16 protein-coding genes are annotated in these 17398 nt (G+C 73.7%); 7 read left to right on the top strand and 9 right to left on the bottom strand.

What is annotated here, in order from left to right:
• Nucleotides 1-9 precede the first annotated feature (9 nt).
• Genes FZC61_RS24100 through FZC61_RS18305 form a run of 3 tightly spaced genes read left to right on the top strand, consistent with a single transcriptional unit; the run spans nt 10 to nt 4280 of the window.
• Nucleotides 10-885 carry a stealth conserved region 3 domain-containing protein gene (locus FZC61_RS24100; protein ID WP_425465827.1) on the top strand — a complete coding sequence of 292 codons (876 nt, stop codon included), beginning with the start codon at nt 10-12 and terminating at the stop codon, nt 883-885.
• The gene (locus tag FZC61_RS23220) at nt 886-1593 is read left to right on the top strand and encodes a hypothetical protein (protein WP_170286179.1); all 708 of its coding nucleotides are present in this window, start codon (nt 886-888) and stop codon (nt 1591-1593) included.
• Nucleotides 1590-4280 carry a stealth conserved region 3 domain-containing protein gene (locus FZC61_RS18305; RefSeq protein ID WP_170286178.1) on the top strand — a complete coding sequence of 897 codons (2691 nt, stop codon included), beginning with the start codon at nt 1590-1592 and terminating at the stop codon, nt 4278-4280. The genes FZC61_RS23220 and FZC61_RS18305 overlap by 4 nt, the downstream gene beginning before the upstream one ends.
• On the opposite strand, the gene FZC61_RS23215 is transcribed toward FZC61_RS18305, so the two are convergent.
• Nucleotides 4277-5278 (bottom strand): hypothetical protein, encoded by a 1002-nt coding sequence (locus tag FZC61_RS23215; RefSeq protein WP_170286177.1) that lies wholly within the window; start codon nt 5276-5278, stop codon nt 4277-4279. The genes FZC61_RS18305 and FZC61_RS23215 overlap by 4 nt on opposite strands.
• A gap of 156 nt (nt 5279-5434) precedes the next feature.
• Between FZC61_RS23215 and FZC61_RS23210 the strand changes: the two genes are divergently transcribed.
• Nucleotides 5435-6418: a glycosyltransferase family 61 protein gene (locus FZC61_RS23210; protein WP_170286176.1), complete on the top strand. Its 984-nt coding sequence runs from the start codon at nt 5435-5437 to the stop codon at nt 6416-6418.
• Between the two features lie 92 nt (nt 6419-6510).
• Nucleotides 6511-7737 carry a hypothetical protein gene (locus FZC61_RS18290; RefSeq protein WP_211357322.1) on the top strand — a complete coding sequence of 409 codons (1227 nt, stop codon included), beginning with the start codon at nt 6511-6513 and terminating at the stop codon, nt 7735-7737.
• A 126-nt stretch (nt 7738-7863) separates the two neighbouring features.
• Here FZC61_RS18290 and FZC61_RS18285 read toward each other — a convergent pair whose 3' ends face one another.
• The 6 genes from FZC61_RS18285 to FZC61_RS18260 form a co-directional block, all read right to left on the bottom strand.
• Nucleotides 7864-8913 carry a sulfotransferase family protein gene (locus FZC61_RS18285; protein WP_148615612.1) on the bottom strand — a complete coding sequence of 350 codons (1050 nt, stop codon included), beginning with the start codon at nt 8911-8913 and terminating at the stop codon, nt 7864-7866.
• A complete protein-coding gene (locus FZC61_RS18280) occupies nt 8910-9932 on the bottom strand; it encodes a sulfotransferase family protein (RefSeq protein ID WP_148615611.1) in 1023 nt (340 codons plus the stop codon). Before FZC61_RS18280 ends, FZC61_RS18285 begins: the two co-directional genes overlap by 4 nt.
• A 10-nt stretch (nt 9933-9942) precedes the next feature.
• Nucleotides 9943-10275 (bottom strand): hypothetical protein, encoded by a 333-nt coding sequence (locus tag FZC61_RS18275; protein WP_148615610.1) that lies wholly within the window; start codon nt 10273-10275, stop codon nt 9943-9945.
• Nucleotides 10272-11498 (bottom strand): fatty acid desaturase family protein, encoded by a 1227-nt coding sequence (locus FZC61_RS18270; protein WP_148615609.1) that lies wholly within the window; start codon nt 11496-11498, stop codon nt 10272-10274. The genes FZC61_RS18275 and FZC61_RS18270 overlap by 4 nt, the downstream gene beginning before the upstream one ends.
• Nucleotides 11499-11545: 47 nt before the next feature.
• Complete coding sequence (locus FZC61_RS18265) at nt 11546-12640, bottom strand: ferredoxin reductase (protein ID WP_148615608.1); 1095 nt, start codon at nt 12638-12640, stop codon at nt 11546-11548.
• Between the two features lie 219 nt (nt 12641-12859).
• The gene (locus FZC61_RS18260; RefSeq protein ID WP_148615607.1) at nt 12860-13942 is read right to left on the bottom strand and encodes a DNA polymerase domain-containing protein; all 1083 of its coding nucleotides are present in this window, start codon (nt 13940-13942) and stop codon (nt 12860-12862) included.
• A 133-nt stretch (nt 13943-14075) separates the two neighbouring features.
• On the opposite strand from FZC61_RS18260, the gene FZC61_RS23985 reads away from it, so the two are divergent.
• Together FZC61_RS23985 and msrB are read left to right on the top strand one after the other, a co-directional pair.
• Nucleotides 14076-15302: a lytic murein transglycosylase gene (locus FZC61_RS23985; RefSeq protein WP_148615606.1), complete on the top strand. Its 1227-nt coding sequence runs from the start codon at nt 14076-14078 to the stop codon at nt 15300-15302.
• Nucleotides 15303-15374: 72 nt separating this feature from the next.
• Complete coding sequence (msrB, locus tag FZC61_RS18250; protein ID WP_148615605.1) at nt 15375-15779, top strand: peptide-methionine (R)-S-oxide reductase MsrB; 405 nt, start codon at nt 15375-15377, stop codon at nt 15777-15779.
• A gap of 166 nt (nt 15780-15945) precedes the next feature.
• On the opposite strand, the gene FZC61_RS18245 is transcribed toward msrB, so the two are convergent.
• Nucleotides 15946-16611 (bottom strand): hypothetical protein, encoded by a 666-nt coding sequence (locus FZC61_RS18245; RefSeq protein WP_148615604.1) that lies wholly within the window; start codon nt 16609-16611, stop codon nt 15946-15948.
• Between the two features lie 35 nt (nt 16612-16646).
• Entirely contained in the window at nt 16647-17369 is a 723-nt protein-coding gene (gene hemQ / locus FZC61_RS18240) for a hydrogen peroxide-dependent heme synthase (protein WP_148615603.1), read from the bottom strand.
• Between the last annotated feature and the right edge of the window lie 29 nt (nt 17370-17398).

Raw genomic sequence — 17398 nt, 5'->3', positions numbered from 1 at the left:
CTCGCCGCCCTGTCCGGCGACGTCGCCGGCACCGCGCAGACCCCGGCCTCGAGCGGTCGCGCGCGCTACGTCGACCGCGGCGAGCTGCGCTACTCGCTGCGCTCGGTGCACCTGTTCGCCCCGTGGGTGCGGCGCATCCACCTGGTCACCGCGGGTCAGGTGCCGTCGTGGCTGGCCACCGACCACCCCGACGTCCACGTCGTCGACCACCGCGAGATCCTGCCGGCCGACGCGCTGCCGACCTTCAGCTCCCACGCCATCGAGACCGGGCTGCACCGGGTGCCGGGCCTGGCCGAGCACTTCGTCTACCTCAACGACGACGTGCTCCTCGGGCGCCCGGTGCGCCCCGAGACGTTCTTCAGCCCGGCCGGGCTCACCGCGGTCTTCCTCTCCCAGCTCGCGGTCGGGCTCGACGAGTCGACGCAGGCCGCACCCTTCTCCCGGGCCGCCCGCAACAACCGGGCGCTGCTGCGCGAGGCCTTCGGCGCGGTGAGCACCATGACGCTCGCGCACAGCCCGCACCCCCACCGGGTGTCGGTGCTGCAGGCGCTCGAGGAGCGCTTCCCCGAGGCCCTGGCCGCGACCGCGCGCTCGCCGTTCCGCCACGACACCGACGTGTCGACGTTGAGCTCGCTGGCCCAGCACTTCGGCCTGCTCACCGGCACCGCCTACGTCGCCGACGCGGCCGAGCACCCGCTCACCTTCGTCAACCTGTCCAACGCGGGCGTCGACGCCCAGCTGAGGCGGGCGCTGCGCCGCGAGCAGGAGTTCCTCTGCCTGGGCGACCACCACGACCACGCGCTGGCCGCCGACCGGCTCGACCGCAGCCTGGGCGACTTCTTCGAGCGTTACTACCCGATCGCGGCCCCGTGGGAGGTTGTCTAGATGGGCCTGTTCTCCCGATCCTCCACCGCGAGCGCGGTCCACGCCCGCGTCGCCGACGGAGAGCACCTGTGGCTCGCCGTGCGCGGCGCCGACGACGACCGGCTGGTGCTGCAGCGCCCGGGCGCCCCCGACCTCGAGGTGCCCGCCGAGACCGAGGGCGACCTCCTGGTCGCGGTGTTCCCGCTCGCGGCGGCGCTGGCCGCTACCGACGACCCCGCCCTCGAGCTGCGCCTGCGCCACGGGCGCAAGGCCGCGCCCGTGACGGCGGCGCTGCCGCCCCGCCCGGCGGGCCCGACCGTCCCCGCTCCCCGCACCCGCGACGGCCGGTGGCAGCTCTCGGTCGACGTGGTCGACGACGAGCTCGTCGTACGCCGCACGGCCGTCGCGCCCGCGGTCACCCTGCTCGGGCTGCGCCGGGTCGACGACGGCGTCGAGCTGCGCCTCGACGTCGCGACCGGCTCGCTCGCCGCCGGCGGGGTCGAGCTGCCGGTCACCGACCACCACGTCGTCCTCGGCGCGCTCACCGGGCTGCAGCCCGGCGAGCCGGCGCCCGTCCTGGTCGACGGGCTGCCCGTCGTGCGCGCCCGCAACGTGATCGACCGACCGCAGCTCGCGGTCGCCCTGCCGCCGATGCTCGAGCCCGGCGTCGAGCTGCGGTGGCTGCGCGACGGCCGGTTGGCCACCGCCCGACGAGAGGCCGACGCATGAGGATCGCCTTCTTGATCTCCACCGTCCACGACATCGGCGGCACCGCCGGCGCCGTCGTCACCCAGGCCAACGCGCTGGCCGACCACCACGACGTCGAGATCCTCAGCGTCTTCCCGCCCACCTCGGGCCACCACTTCCCGATCGACCCGCGGGTCCGCGTCCGCGACCTCGTCGACGGCTCGCTCGACCACCTCGCCGGCCGCGAGCCCCTGCTGATCCCCCGTGGCACCGACCCCCACGTCGACGCCCGCACCGACGCCGCGCTCGAGACGGCGCTGCCGGTGCTGGCCGCCGACGTGCTGGTGACCGTGACGCCCTCGATGCTGGCCTACGCCGTGCAGCTGGCCCCCGCGCGCACCGCGGTCGTGCACCAGGAGCACCGCTCGTCGGCGTCGCGCGCCAGCAGCCGCGACCTGCTGCTCGACCAGGCCCGCCGCGCCGACGTCGTCGCGATGCTCACCGAGCCGATGGCCCACTGGCTGCGCCGGGAGCTCGGCACCGCGGCCCCCGAGGTCGTCGTCGTGCCCAACGCGCTGGCGCCCGGCTTCCGGCCCCGCTCGCCGCTGACCGAGCCCGTGATCGTCGGGGTCGGCCGGCTGGCGACCGAGAAGCAGTGGCCCACCCTGCTGCGCGCCTTCGCCAGCGTCGCCGACCAGATCCCCGAGTGGCGGGTCCGCATCTTCGGCGAGGGTCCCGCCCGGTTCGAGGCGATGGGCGCCGTACGCCGCCTGGGGCTGTGGGACCGCGTCGAGCTGCCCGGCCCCACCTCCGACATGACCGCCGAGTGGGCGCGGGCCAGCATGTCGGCGCTCACCTCGCAGCCCGGTGAGGGCTTCCCGCTGGTGATCCAGGAGGCGATGGCCGCCGGCGTGCCCGTCGTCGCCTACGACATGCCCACCGGGCCGCGCGACCAGATCGACCAGGGCGTCGACGGCCTGCTGGTCACCCAGCGCTCCGAGGCCGGGCTGGCCGCCGCGATCCTGCGGCTGGCGACCGATCCGGCCGAGCGGCTGCGCCTGGGCGCCGCGGCGCGCGCCAAGGCCGCGACCTGGGACAGCGCGTCGGTCACCGCGCGCTGGCTGCAGGTCTTCGACGACGTCACCAAGCGCCGCGCCACCAGCGGCGGGCGCAGCAGCACCGTCCTGACCACGCGGGGCACCCCGCCGACCCTGCCGCTGGTCGGCGTCGCCCCGCCCGGCCACGAGGCGGTCGGCGTCACCCCCGCCCAGGCCCGTCACGAGACGCTGCGCGCCGCGACCCGGTTGGCCGCTGCGGTCACCGACGCGTGGTTCGTGGTGCCGCCGCTGCGTGAGCTGCCCGCCACCGTGGTGCTGCCGATGGAGGCACGGGCGGCGTTCGTCACCGCGCTGACCGGCGACAGCGCGCTCCCGGCGTACGTCTCGGTCCACGACCCCGAGCACCACGGCTGGCCCAGCCGCCGCGGCCGGCCCGACGAGATGCTCGCCCCGCTGCTGCGCGCCCGCACCGGCCGGCTCGAGCTCGAGCCCTGGCCGCTGGTCGTCAGCCCCTACAACGCCGACCGCACCCGCGGCGCCCTGCTGGGCCGGGGCTGCGGCGTGGCGGTGGAGTTCTGGGAGGAGGGCCCCGACGGCGCCCTGCACTCCCCCGGTCGCGCCGCCTGGACGACCTCGCTGCCCCGCGGCGCGAGCACCGTCACCACGCGCGTGCACGACCTCGACGTGCCGACCCTGCCGGTGATGGCCGGGCCCACCGTCTACGACTGCCGTTTCCCGGTCGACGTCGTCTACACCTGGGTCGACGGCGCCGACCCCGCCTGGGAGGCCCGGCGGGTCGCCCGGCTCGCGCAGGTCACCGGCAGCGACCCCACGATGCTGACCCGGGCCGCCAGCGGGCGCGCCCGCTACGTCGACCGCGGCGAGCTGCGCTGGTCGATGCGCAGCGTGCACCTGTTCGCGCCGTGGGTGCGCACCGTCCACCTGGTCACCGACCGGCAGGTGCCCGCCTGGCTCGACACCGACCACCCGTCGATCAACGTCGTCGACCACCGCGACCTGCTGCCCGCCGACGCGCTGCCGACCTTCAACTCCCACGCGATCGAGGCCGCGGTGCACCGCATCGACGGCCTCGCCGAGCACTTCGTCTACCTCAACGACGACGTCTTCCTCGGTACGCCGCTGGGCCCCGACGCCTTCTTCGCCCCGGCCGGCACGGCCGCGGTCTTCCCGTCCCCGACCGTCGTGGGCCTGCCGGGCCAGGGCACGCTGCCGTGGGCGCTGGCCGCCGACAACAACCGCCGGCTCCTGGCCGAGGCGTTCGGCGCCACCACCGTCAACACGATGCTGCACACCCCGCACCCCCACCGGGTCTCGACCCTCGCCGAGGTCGCGGAGCGGTTTGCCCCCGAGGTCGAGGCGACGCTGCGCTCGCCGTTCCGCTCGGCCCAGGACGTCTCGATGCTGTCCTCGCTGGCGCAGCACTACGGCCTGCTGACCGGGCGCGCCCACGTCGGCACCACCGACTTCGCGTTCGTCGACATCACCGACACCGTCGTGCGCCGCAAGCTCAAGGACCTGCTCCACCGCGAGCGCGACGGCTTCTGCCTGGGCGACGGCCACGACTTCGCGCGTGACCCCGAGCTGGTCGCCGAGATGGTCACGGAGTTCCTCGAGCTCTACTTCCCGCTCGCCGCGCCCTGGGAGCGCTAGGCCCTCGGGCGGCCGGGGCGTACGTCGAGCTCCTGGCGCAGGCGGGCGATCTCGGCGTCGCGCTCCTCCAGGCGCTGGCGCAGCCGGGTCCTGACGTCGCGGACGCGCGCGTCGCACGCGTCGGCGGCGATCGCCTGCGAGGCGGTGTGGAGCTCGTCGTACTCGTGGCGCAGCGCGTCGAAGGAGGCTGAGGTCGCCGGGTCGTATGGATGCTCCACGAGCGCCTGCGCCGCCTGCCAGGCCCGGTCGGCCAGCTCGCGCAGGGACCGGGGCACGGCCAGGCCGTCCCAGCTGTCTGCCGCCCGGTTGAGCGCAGGGGTGATGAAGTCGTCGATGGGGTGCGGGGCCGTCAGGTCGCCCGGATCGAGCCCGAGGTGGGCCAGCGCCCCACCGACCGCCGTACGCCAGTCGGCGACCAGGTCGACGTAGCGGACGAAGGCGCGCGGGTTGTCCCGCGTCTCGAGCTCGGCGACGAGCAGGGCGTTGACCCACGCGGCCACGTTGGTCGACTCGCGTTGCAGCCGGACGGCGTCGGGTCGCTCGGTGAGGTAGGCGGCGTCGCTGGAGCGGACCACCTGCGACGGGTGGCGCAGCATCGTGAGGCTCACCAGGTCGCAGCCGGTGGCCCGGGCGGTGCGGCGCCACAAGGGAAGGACCCAGAACGCGCGGGGGTCCTTGATCACGATCACGTCGTCGTCGGCGCGGGTCGCGAGCTGGCCGCGCAGCCAGGTCGCCAGGCGTTGCTCGCGGCCCTCGTCGAGGTCGTCCATCACGATGCGGCCGGCATCGGGTCGCGTGTCGATCGCCCGCACGCGCAGGGCCTTGAACCAACGGGCGTGGAAGGCCGCGACCCACGACGACTCGTAGTAGCCGCGCGGGTTGGACTCGTCGGCCTGCTTCTCGGGCTGCGGGACGTGGTGGCCGAGCCGCTTGAGCGCGCCCGCGATGCTGCTCGTGCCCGAGCGACCCGACCCGGTGACCAGGACCAGGACGGGCATCAGGCGACCCGCCGGCCGAGGCCCCGCCACGCACGAGGAGCCGGCTGTGTCGTCCAGGTCGTGAGCACGACCGGATCCTCTCATCACCACGAGCAGGCGGCGTGCGCGCCCGGCGAGGGTACGTCGAGCGGGCGCCGCCCGACGTACCCTCGCTGCGTGGGACAAGGACTCGGCATCTCCCTGGTCGCCCCGGCGACCGTCTCGGGCTACGAACAGGGCGACACCAACGCGGAGCATCCACCGCACAAGTGGATGCGCGGTGCGGTGCACACGCAGGACGGCGAGCTCGTCCGGGAGTCCCAGCGGACCTGGTCGGCGGCCAACAGCAACGCGGCGATCGCGACCGACCCGGAGCGGGTCACGGTCGGAGCCCGGGCGACCCGGCTGGCCGGACACTGGGTCTACGCCGGCCACTGGAGCAACCACTTCGGGCACTTCCTGGTCGAGGTGCTCCCGACCCTGTGGCTGCCCCGGCCCGGCGACCTCCAGGGCCTGGTCGCCCACCGCAGCTTCCGTGGCCCCCACCCGCTCCCCCACCCCCGGGGCTCGGCCAAGCCGGCCGACCTGCACACCTGGCAGTCCGGCCTGCTCGCACTGGCCGGCTACGACGAGCTGCCCGTCATGGTGGTGCGCGGCCGCCCGGTCACCGTCGAGCGACTGACGGTGCCGGAGCGCCCCGTGGTGTTCCGCAGCCGGATCCGCCAGGAAGCAGCCGCCCTGTGGCGGCGGATGGCCGTGGCCGCCGGCGAGCCGTCCGCGCCCGGTGGACGCATCTTCTTGTCACGGCGCTCGTTCAACCGCACCAAGGCCGGGCGCTCGTCAGCATCCTGGGACCGCCGGCTCGACGAGGAGTTCCACCTCCGCGGCTACCAGGTGGTCGAACCCGAGACGCTGTCGGTGCGCGAGCAGGTCCGACTGGTGTCCGGGGCCGCGGTGGTCGCCGGCTCGGCCGGCTCAGCCCTGCACCTGGCGGCATTCTGCGCCCCGGGCACCCTCGTGGTGGAGATCGGCGACGCCCGCAACCCGGACTCGATGCAGACGTCGCAGTCGACCCTCCACCAGGCCTGTGATCTCCGGTCGAGGTTCGTGGGCTACCAGGACGTCGCGGCCCTGTCGCGCGCCCTGGCCGCCACCGCCTGACCGCCCGACCGTGGGGCCCGATCGGCCGCGGCGCGGCCCGGTCGGCGGTAGCGTGCCCGGTGGGAGAGGGAGAGGGCACGATGAGGGACCTGATGAGGCGCGCCCTGCTGGGCGTCGTCCTGGCCAGCGCTCTGGCCGCCGGGCTGGCCGGGTGCGGGGCCGACGGCGAGACGGCGCCGGCAGCACCCGACGACCGGTCGACGCCGTCACCGGCGGCGCCGTCCGGGTCGCCGGCGGCGCTCGACGGGCACCCGCCCACCGCCGCGCCGGTCGCGAGGCCGCGCCCGCTGCGCGCAGGCGAGCGGCGTACGACGTTGCGGGTCCCGACCGCCTACACACCCTCGCCCCCCACCGGCGTCGGGACCGACGACTACCGCTGCTTCCTGCTCGACCCGCGACTGGCCCAGGACGCCTGGCTGACCGGCACCGACATCGCGCCCGGCAACCCCGACGTCGTCCACCACGTGATCCTCTTCCGGGTCGACGGGTCGCTGACCCGCGAGGCCGAGCGCCGCGACGCGGAGTCGGCCGACCCGGGGTGGACCTGCTTCGGCGGGATGGGCCTCGAGGGCGAGCTCGACGACCTCGACGACGCCTCGTGGCTCGGGGCGTGGGCCCCCGGCGGCCGCGAGACCGTGACCCGGTCGGGCTACGGCGTCCCGCTCGACCGCGGCGACAAGATCGTCATGCAGGTGCACTACAGCCTGCTGCTCCACCCCGAGGGCGACCTGTCGGACCGGTCGGCGACCCGGCTGCGGTGGACGCCCCGGTCGGGGAAGGACCTGCAGGAGATCCACACCCTCCTGCTGCCGGCCCCCGTCGAGCTGCCCTGCCGGCCCGAGCACTCCTCGGGGCCGCTGTGCACCCACGACGCCTCCGTGACCGACGTCAAGGCGCGGTTCGGCGAACGGGTCGGTCAGACCGCCAACCTGCTGCACCTGCTGTGCGGCACCGAGGTCGCGCCGAGCGACACGACGACCTGCACGCGGCAGGTGACGCGACCGATGACGGTGCTCGGGGTCGCCGGCCACATGCACCTGCTCGGGCGCACGATCACCGTCGAGAGCGACGCCGGCACCCCCGACGCACGCACCCTGCTCGACGTCCCGCTCTGGAACTTCGACGACCAAGCGGCCCGCCCCGTCGACCCGGTCCACCTCGACGCCGGCGACACCCTCACCGTGACCTGCCGCCACGACCAGTCGCTGCGCGACCTGCTGCCCGCCTTCGCCGGCACCCAGGAGAAGTACGTCGTGTGGGGCGAGGGGTCCGCCGACGAGATGTGCCTGGGCATCGTGCAGGCGGTCTTCGACGAGTAGGGCACCGGGTCCGGGCGGCTCCGGGCGACTCCGGGGCGGCGGTGAGTGAGCCACCCTTCCCGTACCGATCCCCGCCCAGAAAGGTGGCTGGCACACCGCCTCACCGGCCGGGCCGACCGCAGCCCCTCAGCCGCGCCAGCGGCGGAACAGGCCGCCGGTGTCGGCGCCGTCGTGGTCGCGGTCGGAGTTGGCCTCCTCGAGCTGCAGCTCGAGCTCGTGGATCTTCTCCTCCGACTCGGCGCGCACGTTGGCCCGGGTACGCCGTCGCACGTGCACCTCGCGGGTGCGGGTGTGGTCGAGCGCGACGGCGACGGCGTGGTCGTGGAGACGCTGGTAGTCGGTGCGCAGCCGCTCGAGGGCCGGGGCGACGACCGGGTCGGTCGGGTCGGCGACGAGCCGGTTCATCTCCTCCCAGACCCCCTCGGCGACCGCGCGCAGCGTGTCGGGCACGTCGACGAAGTCCCACGTGGTCTCGGAGCGGCGCAGCCCGGGCTCGATGAAGGCGTCGACGCGCTGGGCCCCCGCCCCGGTGAGGTCCAGGCCCAGCCCGAGGCGCTCGTCGACCGCCGAGACGGCCGAGCGCCAGTCGGCGAGGAGGTCGACGTACGACACGAAGACGCGGGGGTCGGGGCGGGTGACCTCCTCGGTGGTCAGGCACGCGTTGCACCACGCCGCGACGTTGGCGGTGGCCCGCTGGCGGCGGAAGGTCTCGTCCTGGCCGGCGATGCCGGCGACGTAGTGGGTGTCGCGCGACTTGGCGACCTCGACGGGGTGGCGCAGCATCGTCAGGAAGCCGATCGCGGCGCCCTGGCGGGCCGCCGCGGCGCGCCACACGTCGTGGAACCACAGGATGCGGGGGTCCTTGACGACCACCTGCGGGTGGCGCAGTGCCTCGCCCAGCCACGCGTCGAGCGCGGCGGCGTCGTCGGGCGTGGGCAGCTGGCGGGCGAGCTCGACGGCCTCGGGCCGCGAGTCGAGGGTGCGCACGACCGGGTCGCGGCGCAGCATCCGCTTGTGGAAGTCGACCACCCACTGCGACTCGTAGAACCCGCGCGGGTTGGTGTCGTCGGCCGGCACCTGCGGCTCGGGCAGGTGCAGCCCCAGCATGGTGAGGGCCCCGGCGATCGTGCTGGTCCCGCTGCGCCCGGCACCGGCGACCACGACGACGTTCTTCATGTGTTGTTCCCGTCCTGGGTGGGGGTCTCGGCGTTCTCGGCGGCACGCAGCTTGCGGCGCAGCTTGTCCAACCGCTGGTTCTTGACCGCGAGGCGGGCCTCGAGCTCGGCACGCAGCGCCTGGAGGTCCGACGACGTCTCGTCGGAGACGATGGCGGCCGAGGTGCGGTAGAGCTCGGCGTACTCGGCCTGCAGGCCGTCGAGCGCGGCCGTCGCCGCGGCGTCATCGGGCTTCTCGACCAGGGCCAGGGCGGCCGCCCAGGTGCGCTCGGCCAGGTCGACCAGCACCGGCGGCACCGACAGGCCGTCCCACGCGGTCGCGGAGCGGTTGAGCGAGGTGGTGACGAAGTCGTCGACCGGGTGCGGCGCGCTCAGGTCGCCGGGGTCCACCCCGACCTGCGCGCAGGCCAGGGTGATCGCGGCGCGCCAGTCGCCGATCAGGTCCTCGTAGGGCACGAAGGCCCGGGGGTTGCCCCTCGTCGCGCGCTCGGTGACGAACACCGAGTTGGCCCACGCCGCGACGTTGGCGGTCTCGCGCTGGCGTCGCAGCTCGTCGGAGCGCCCCGACAGGTAGGCAGAGTCGCGCGAGCGCACCACCTGCGTCGGGTGGCGCAGCATCGTCAGGCTCGCGAGCTCGGCCCCGGTGGCGGCGACGACGCGCTGCCACAGCGGGTAGACCCAGTAGGCCCGGGTCTCCTTGACGACCACGACGTCGCCGTCGCGGCGCCGTGCGAGCTCGGCGGCCAGCCACGACCGCAGCTCCTCCTCGCGCTCGGGCGTCACGTCGGCCATCGCGATGTCGCCGGCGTGCGGGCGCCCGTCGATGGTGCGCACCCGGATGCCGTTGAGCCAGTGCTTGTGGAACTCCGAGACCCACAACGGCTCGTAGTAGCCGCGCGGGTTGCGCTCGTCGGGCTCGACCTCCGGCTGCGGGACGTGGAAGCCCAGCCGCTTCAAGGTGCCGGCCGCGCTACTGGTGCCGCTGCGGCCCGAACCGGTGACGACGAGGACCTTGATCACGCACGCGAGGCTATAGGACGGAGTTGGGGACGAAGCGGGCGAGCGGGTCGAGGTCGTCGGCGCCCGGACGGACGTACTCGAACCCCGAGGTCAGCACGACCTGCCACGCCGACTCCCCTGCCGACCCACCGGTCGGATCCAGCGTCCGCCGTACGTCGTCGGCGCACGTGGCGTGCAGGGGCGGGGCGTGGAACTCGTTGCGGGCCACCTCGTCGGCGGGGCCGACGAAGGCGATCGGGCGGCCCAGGGGGCTCCCGCACGCCCCGCACACCCGGGACAGGGCGCACTGGGTGACCTTGCGGCGTACCAGTGCCCCCTCGTCCCAGGCGAAGAGCGCACTCACGCGCGGGCGTCGGCCTTGGAGCGGGACCAGCCGCCGAGCTCGGGCCGCCGGTCGTGGGTGTCCTCGTGGCGGACCCGCTCGTGCTGCTCGATGGTGACGCCCTCACCGGTCGGCGGCCGGTCGTCCTTGGTGAACCTGTTGGGCAGCGAGAGCTTGTGGATGGTGCGCAGCACCTGGCCGTACTGCTTGTACAGGGGCCCGGTGGTGTAGGGGATCTGGTACTTGTCGCACAGGGCGCGGACCTCGGGCGAGATCTCGCCGTAGTGGTTGCTGACCAGGTCGGGGAACAAGTGGTGCTCGATCTGGTAGCCGAGGTTGCCGCTCATGATGTGCAGCAGCGTGCTGCCCTCGAAGTTGGCGGTGCCGAGGATCTGGCGCAGGTACCACTCGGCGCGGGTCTCGTCCTCGAGCTCCTCCTCGGTGAAGTGCAGGGCACCGTCGGGGAAGTGGCCGCAGAAGATGATCAGGTAGGACCACACGTTGCGCATCAGGTTGGCCGCGGCGTTGGCCTTGAGCGTCGACTTCCACTGCTTGCCGCTCAGCGCGGGGTACAGGACGTAGTCCTTGAAGATCTGGTTGCGGCCCTTGCGCGCGATCTGCTTGAGCTGCCGCTTCATCTCCACGGGGTCCTTCTTGCCCTTGCGGATCGCCTCGAGGTCGAGGTCGTGCAGGGCCACCCCCCACTGGAAGAGCCCGGCCAGCAGGGCGTTGTAGATCGGCTGGCCCAGGTAGTGGGGGTGCCAGCGCTGCTCGCGGGCCATGCGCAGCACGCCGTAGCCGATGTCGTTGTCGAAGCCCAGCACGTTGGTGAACTGGTGGTGGATGTAGTTGTGGCTGTGCTTCCACTGCTCCGCGGGCTGGCCGGTGTCCCACTCCCACGACGACGAGTGGATCTCGGGGTCGTTCATCCAGTCCCACTGGCCGTGCATGACGTTGTGGCCGATCTCCATGTTCTCGAGGATCTTGGCCAGGCCCAGCGAGATCGAGCTGGCCGCCAGGATCGGGCGGCGGTACTTCGGCTCGAGGGGCGAGCTGACGATCATCCCGATGCGCGCGGCGGCCGCCATCCAGCGCTGGGTGCGGATCACCCGGCGGATGTAGGCGGCGTCCTCGGCCCCGCGGGCGGCCTCGACGCGCTCGCGGATGCTGTCGAGCTCGCGCCCGATCGCCTCCACGTCGGCCTCGGTGAGGTGGCAGTACTCCTTGACGTCGGCGATGGCCACGTCGGACTCCCTTGCTAGGTGGCGTGCGGGCTGGGTTGACGCGGGGGCTAGATGTTGAGGGTGCAGGGGCCGACCGGGACGGTCACGCAGGTCTGCACCTGCTCGTTGGGCTGGTCGTACTCGTCGCCGTTGCGCAGGTCGCGCACGGTCCCAGAGATCTTGGTGACGGTGCAGGTGTGGCAGATGCCGACCCGGCAGCCGTAGGGCATGCCCACCCCGGCCTGCTCGCCGGCCTCGAGCACGGTGGTCGCCCCGTCGGCCTCGGCCTGGCGGCCGGAGTTCTGGAAGGTGATCGTGCCGCCCTCGCCGCCGTCGGTGCCGACCTGCAGCGAGAAGCGCTCGACGTGAAGCTGCTCCTCGAGGCCCGCCTGGTCCCAGTGCGACTCCACGGCGTCGAGCATCGGCGCCGGCCCGCAGGCCCAGGTCTCGCGCTCGCGCCAGTCGGGGACCGTCTGGTCGAGGTCGCCGAGGGAGAAGATGCCCTGCTCGTCGGAGAACCACTGGTGCACGGTGAGGCCGGGGTGCTTGGCGTGGAGGTCCTCGAGCTCGGCGCGGAAGATCATCCGCTCCGGCGTGGTCGAGGAGTAGTGCAGGACGACGTCGCCCATCGTGCCGCGCCGGTCGAGGGTGCGCAGCATCGACATCACCGGCGTGATGCCGCTGCCGCCGACGAGGAACAGCGAGCGGGCCGGCGGCGGGTCGGGCAGCACGAAGTCGCCGTTGGGCGTGGCCAGCCGCACGATCGTGCCGGGCTCGAGCCCGTTGACCAGGTGGGTCGACAAGAACCCCTCAGGCATCGCGCGCACCGTGATGGCGAGGTTGCGGCCCGAGCGCCGCGGCGGCGAGCTCACCGAGTAGGAGCGCCAGTGGAACTTGCCCTCGATCTCGACCCCGATGCCCACGTACTGGCCGGGGCGGTGGTCGTAGCGCCAGCCCCACCCGGGCCGGATCACCAGCGTCGCAGCGTCGTCGGTCTCGGGGATCACCTCCTCGACCCGGCCGCGCAGCTCGCGCGAGCTCCACAACGGGTTGAGCAGCGTGAGGTAGTCGTCGGGCAGCAGGGGCGTCGTCAACTTGTCGGCGCCCTTGCGCAGCCGTTCCCAGCTGACCCTGCCAGGCCGCGGCTTCGTGTCGCTCGTCACGCAGTCAGTGAACAACTGTTGACTGGGCGGCGTCAACGCAATCGCAGAACTCGTCGCCCCGCAGCGGCGTGTCCTCGCGCACAGTCACCCCCAGGGGCGAGACGCACGTGCGGGCGTAGACGAACGCACACAGTGCACGATCTGGCCCCCGCCGAGCCGTGGCGTGAGCGCGGAGCTCTGGGCCCGCGCTCATCTGTGTACGTCTGACTACGGCGCCGGTCAGTCCGGCCGGCGGTTGCCGTCGGCGTCCCAGTGCTCGGCGACCTTCTTGCTCGGCTGCACCCTGGGGGGCTCGCCCGGCATCTTGGGGTAGTCGGGAGGGAAGCTGAGCTCGACCGCGCCCTGCTCCTCCCACAGGTCGAGCAGCGGCTGGAGCGAGTACGCCGTGTCGTCGATGCTCGCCCACGGGTCGCCGTCGGCGACGCGGTCGGGCACCGAGAAGAGGGTGAAGTCGCGTGGGTCGCGCAGGTCGGCGAGCTCGGCCCAGGTGACCGGCGTCGAGACCGGGGCGCCCGGCAGCGGTCGCAGCGAGTAGGCCGAGGCCATGGTGCGGTCGCGGTTGTTCTGGTTGAAGTCGACGAAGATCCGCTCGCCGCGCTCCTCCTTCCACCACTCGACGGTGACCCCGTCGTCGCGGCGAGCCAGCTCGCGTCCGAAGGCGATGGCGGCGTGCCGGACGTCGGTGAACTCCCAGTCGGGGCGGATCCGCACGAAGACGTGGACGCCGCGGTTGCCACTGGTCTTGGGGAAGCCGACCAGGCCGAGCTCGCGCAGCAGCTCGTCGGCGAGCCCGGCGACCCGGACGGCGTCCGCGAAGGTCGTGCCGGGCTGGGGGTCGAGGTCGATGCGCAGCTCGTCGGGCCGGTCGACGTCGCTGCGGCGTACGGGCCACGGGTGGAAGACCAGGGTGCCCATGTGGGCGCACCACACCGGGACCGCGATCTCGGTGGGGCAGATCTCGTCGGCGGTGCGGCCGCTGGGGAAGGTGATGCGGACCGTCTCGAGGTAGTCGGGCGCCCCCTTCGGCACGCGCTTCTGGTAGAACGCGTCGGCGTCCTTGTCCTGGGGTCCGGTCGCCAGCCGCATCCCCTCGCGGACCCCCGAGGTCCACCGCTCCAGGGCGGTCGGCCGGTCGCGCAGGGCCCGCATGAGCCCGTCCTCCACGCTGGCGAAGTACTGCGCGACCATCAGCTTGGTCACCTCGGGCGTGCGGTCGGTGGCCTCGTAGACCACCCGGTCGGGACTGGAGACGCGCACGGCGCGGCCGCCGGCCTCGACCTCAGCGGCTGGGGTCCTGGGCACCCGCCGACCGTACTCGACGCAGCGGGGGTCAAGGCGGACGCTGCGGTGCCGATGCTCCCTGGTGACGGGTCTCGGTCGTCACCGCTGCAGCACCACCCCCACTCCCACCTCCACCCCCACGACGGATGCCCCCATGCCGACCCTGCGCTCCCACGTCGCCGCGACGCTGGCGTCGGGCGTCGTGACCGCGGCCGTGGTGGCCGTCGGTGTCGCCACGAGCGCGCCGGCCGCGCCCGACGTCACCCGCGCCCCGGCCTCCCCGACCGGCTCGCACAGCCGGACCGTGGCGTACGTCGCGGCCGGGCCCGTCGCGGACACCCTCGCGCCGAGGACGAGCACCGCGTTCGTGGGACCGACGGTGCGCGCCGACCGTCGTGCGCGCAGCGCCTCCCAGCGGCGTACGCCGGCCCCCAGCCGCAGCGCTCCGCAGGTCCGCGACCTGGTCCGGATCAGCACCGAGACCGACCACGGGCTGCCGGTGGCCGCGCGTCGCGCCTACCAGGACGCCGCCCGCACGATGGAGCAGGTACGGCCCTCGTGCGACCTGCCGTGGGAGCTGCTGGCCGGCATCGGCCGGGTCGAGACCGACCACGGCCGCTACGGCGGCTCCCAGCTCGGGGTCGACGGGGTCTCCCGGCCCCCGATCCGCGGGGTGGCCCTCGACGGCGTCGGCGACGTCGCCGCGATCCCCGACACCGACGACGGCGTCCTCGACGGCGACCGCACCTGGGACCGGGCCGTCGGGCCGCTGCAGTTCATCCCCTCCACGTGGGCGGTCGCCGGGCGCGACGGCGACGGCGACGGACGCCGCGACCCGAACGACCTCGACGACGCCGCCCTCGCCGCGGCGTACTACCTGTGCCCGGACTCGGGCTCGATCCGTGACGAGGCCGTGATGCGCGCCCGGGTCTTCGCCTACAACCACTCGACCTACTACGTCGACCTCGTGCTCGCCTTCGCCACCGGCTACGAGACGGGCTACTTCGACCTGCCCAGCCCGCCCGTCGAGCCGGCCGAGCCGGTCGAGCCCGTCGAGCCCGTCGAGCCCGTCAAGCCGCCGAAGGACCCGACGGACCCGCCAGCCGGACACCACGGTCACGGCGGGCACCACGGCCAGGGCGGTGGGCACCACGGCCAGGGCGGCGGGCACGGCGGGCACGGCGGCGGGCACGGCGGGGGCCAGACCCCCAGCACGCCGCCACCCCCGTCACCGACACCGACCCCCACACCGACGCCCACGCCCACGCCCACGGAGCCGACGCCGTCGGAGCCCACCTCGTCGGCACCCACACCCTCCGCCCCGACGCCGTCCGCGCCAACCCCCTCGCTGCCGACCCCCTCGCTGCCGGCCCCCTCGTAGGCTCGTGGCGTGAAGCTCTTCGGACGACGTCGCCGACCGCAGCAGTGGGCAGCCACCCGTAGGCTGGAAGGCATGGCCTACAACGTGGAGAAGACCGACGAGGAGTGGCGCGCCGAGCTGACGCCCGAGGAGTACCAGGTGCTCCGTCAGGCCGGCACCGAGCGGGCCTTCGTCGGCGAGTACACCGACACCGAGACCAAGGGTGTCTACAAGTGCAAGGCCTGCCAGGCCAAGCTCTTCGAGTCCGACACCAAGTTCCACTCCGGCTGCGGCTGGCCGAGCTTCTACCAGCCGATCAGCGACACGATCGAGTACATCGAGGACAACACCCTCGGCATGAAGCGCGTCGAGGTCCGCTGCGCCAACTGCGGGTCCCACCTCGGCCACGTCTTCCCCGACGGCTACGGCACGCCCACCGGCGACCGGTTCTGCATCAACTCGATCAGCCTGACCCTCGAGCCTGCCGACCAGCAGTAGGGGTCATGCCCGGGCACCTCGCCCACCCGGTGGTCGAGGTGCGAGGCCGCCCGCGGCCGAGCCTCGAGACCAGCCGCGCCACCGCTGCCGGCGCGACCGCGGAGGGTCGGGATCGGTCCTTGAGGGGCCTCGTCGCACCTCGACCACCGTGGGCCACGTCGCGCACTCAGGCGTCGACCAGCGCGCCACGCACGACCACCACGCCCGCCCCGTAGGCGTCGTCGACGTACTGCTGGAGCGTGCCGTCGTCGTAGGTGACGTCGACGAGCACGTGGCCCTCCTGGTCGGGGGTGGCCGCCAGGACACCAGGGAGCGCGTCGGTCGGCTCGGTGGTCAGCTCGGTGGCCAGCGCCTCGAGCTCGGCCTGGCTGAGCTCGACGCTCGGGTCGGGCAGGTCGACCGGGGGCTCGGGCGCGGGGTCGTAGAGCGCGCCCGGAATGGCGTCGCTGACGGTGAAGGTCGTGCCGTCCCAGGTGCCGGCGACGGCGAAGCTGCCCCAGCGGATGTCGCCCTGGCGCTCGACGTTCGGCGCCTGGTCGGCCCAGTCCCAGCCGCGGACGGCGGGTCCGCTGCACTGCGGCGGGTAGGACTCGGCGACCGCGCCCAGGCACAGCTCCGGTCCGTCGCCGGTGTCCATGACCGTCGGCAGCCCGACCGAGCGGACCGGGCCGGGTGCGGCGGGGACGACGGTCGGCGGGCCCGCGGCCGGGCCGAGCGGCGACTGCGTCGCGGGGTCGGTGGCACGAGACGGCCCGTCGTCGGACCCGCAGGCGGCGAGGGTGAGCAGGAGAACGGCGGAGACGGCGGAGACAACAGAGACGGGAGTCCTCATGCTGCTCCGACGGCGGCACCGCGCCGGGGGTTCCCTCAGGGCAGCCGGTCGACCAGGTCGGCGATCGGCGTGAGCGACCCGGTGTAGAACGGGATCTCCTCGCGCACGTGGCGCCGGGCACGGCTGGCGCGCAGGTCGCGCATCAGGTCGACGATGCGGTGCAGGTCGTCGGCCTCGAAGGCCAGGATCCACTCGTAGTCGCCCAGGGCGAACGACGCGACGGTGTTGGCGCGCACGTCGGGGTAGGGCCGCGCCTGCATGCCGTGCTCCTTGAGCATGTCGCGGCGCTCCTCGTCAGGCAGGAGGTACCACTCGTAGGAGCGCACGAACGGGTAGACGCAGACGTGGCGCTTGGGCTCCTCGTCGTCGAGGAACGCCGGCACATGGCTCTTGTTGAACTCCGCGGGCCGGTGCAGCGCCATCTGCGACCACACCGGGGCGAGCCGGCGGCCGAACGTCGTACGACGCAAGCGGTGGTAGGCGGCCTGCAGCGCCTCGGAGTCCTCGGCGTGCCACCACACCATCACGTCGGCGTCGGCGCGCAAGCCGCTGACGTCGTAGGTGCCGCGGACGACGACGTCGTGCTCGGCCAGCTCGGCGAAGAGCTTCTCGACCTCGGCACCCTCGGCCACCCGGTCGGCGCTGTCGGGCCCGTCGCCCAGGACCGTCTCGAGGCGGAACACCGACCACATCGTGTAGCGGATGGTGGCGTTGATCTCGCGCAGCCGAGCGGCGTTGGTCTTGGTCTCCTCGCTCATGTCCCCATTGTGCCGCGCGGATGGGCACG

Origin of the sequence: Nocardioides rubriscoriae (genome assembly GCF_008087085.1) — a bacterium.
GTDB lineage: Bacteria > Actinomycetota > Actinomycetes > Propionibacteriales > Nocardioidaceae > Nocardioides > Nocardioides rubriscoriae.
Note: the sequence above shows the minus strand (reverse complement) of the source record. Positions and strands in the feature narration are given on the sequence as shown.

Excerpts from the sequence above, each read along its gene's own strand:
- hemQ (WP_148615603.1), bottom strand. The coding sequence starts at position 17,369 with ATGAGCGAGGAGACCAAGACCAACGCCGCTCGGCTGCGCGAGATCAAC.
- msrB (WP_148615605.1), top strand. The coding sequence starts at position 15,375 with ATGGCCTACAACGTGGAGAAGACCGACGAGGAGTGGCGCGCCGAGCTG.
- FZC61_RS18305 (WP_170286178.1), top strand. The coding sequence starts at position 1,590 with ATGAGGATCGCCTTCTTGATCTCCACCGTCCACGACATCGGCGGCACC.
- FZC61_RS18285 (WP_148615612.1), bottom strand. The coding sequence starts at position 8,913 with ATGAAGAACGTCGTCGTGGTCGCCGGTGCCGGGCGCAGCGGGACCAGC.
- FZC61_RS23985 (WP_148615606.1), top strand. The coding sequence starts at position 14,076 with ATGCCGACCCTGCGCTCCCACGTCGCCGCGACGCTGGCGTCGGGCGTC.
- FZC61_RS23220 (WP_170286179.1), top strand. The coding sequence starts at position 886 with ATGGGCCTGTTCTCCCGATCCTCCACCGCGAGCGCGGTCCACGCCCGC.
- FZC61_RS18290 (WP_211357322.1), top strand. The coding sequence starts at position 6,511 with ATGAGGCGCGCCCTGCTGGGCGTCGTCCTGGCCAGCGCTCTGGCCGCC.
- FZC61_RS18245 (WP_148615604.1), bottom strand. The coding sequence starts at position 16,611 with ATGAGGACTCCCGTCTCTGTTGTCTCCGCCGTCTCCGCCGTTCTCCTG.
- FZC61_RS23215 (WP_170286177.1), bottom strand. The coding sequence starts at position 5,278 with ATGCCCGTCCTGGTCCTGGTCACCGGGTCGGGTCGCTCGGGCACGAGC.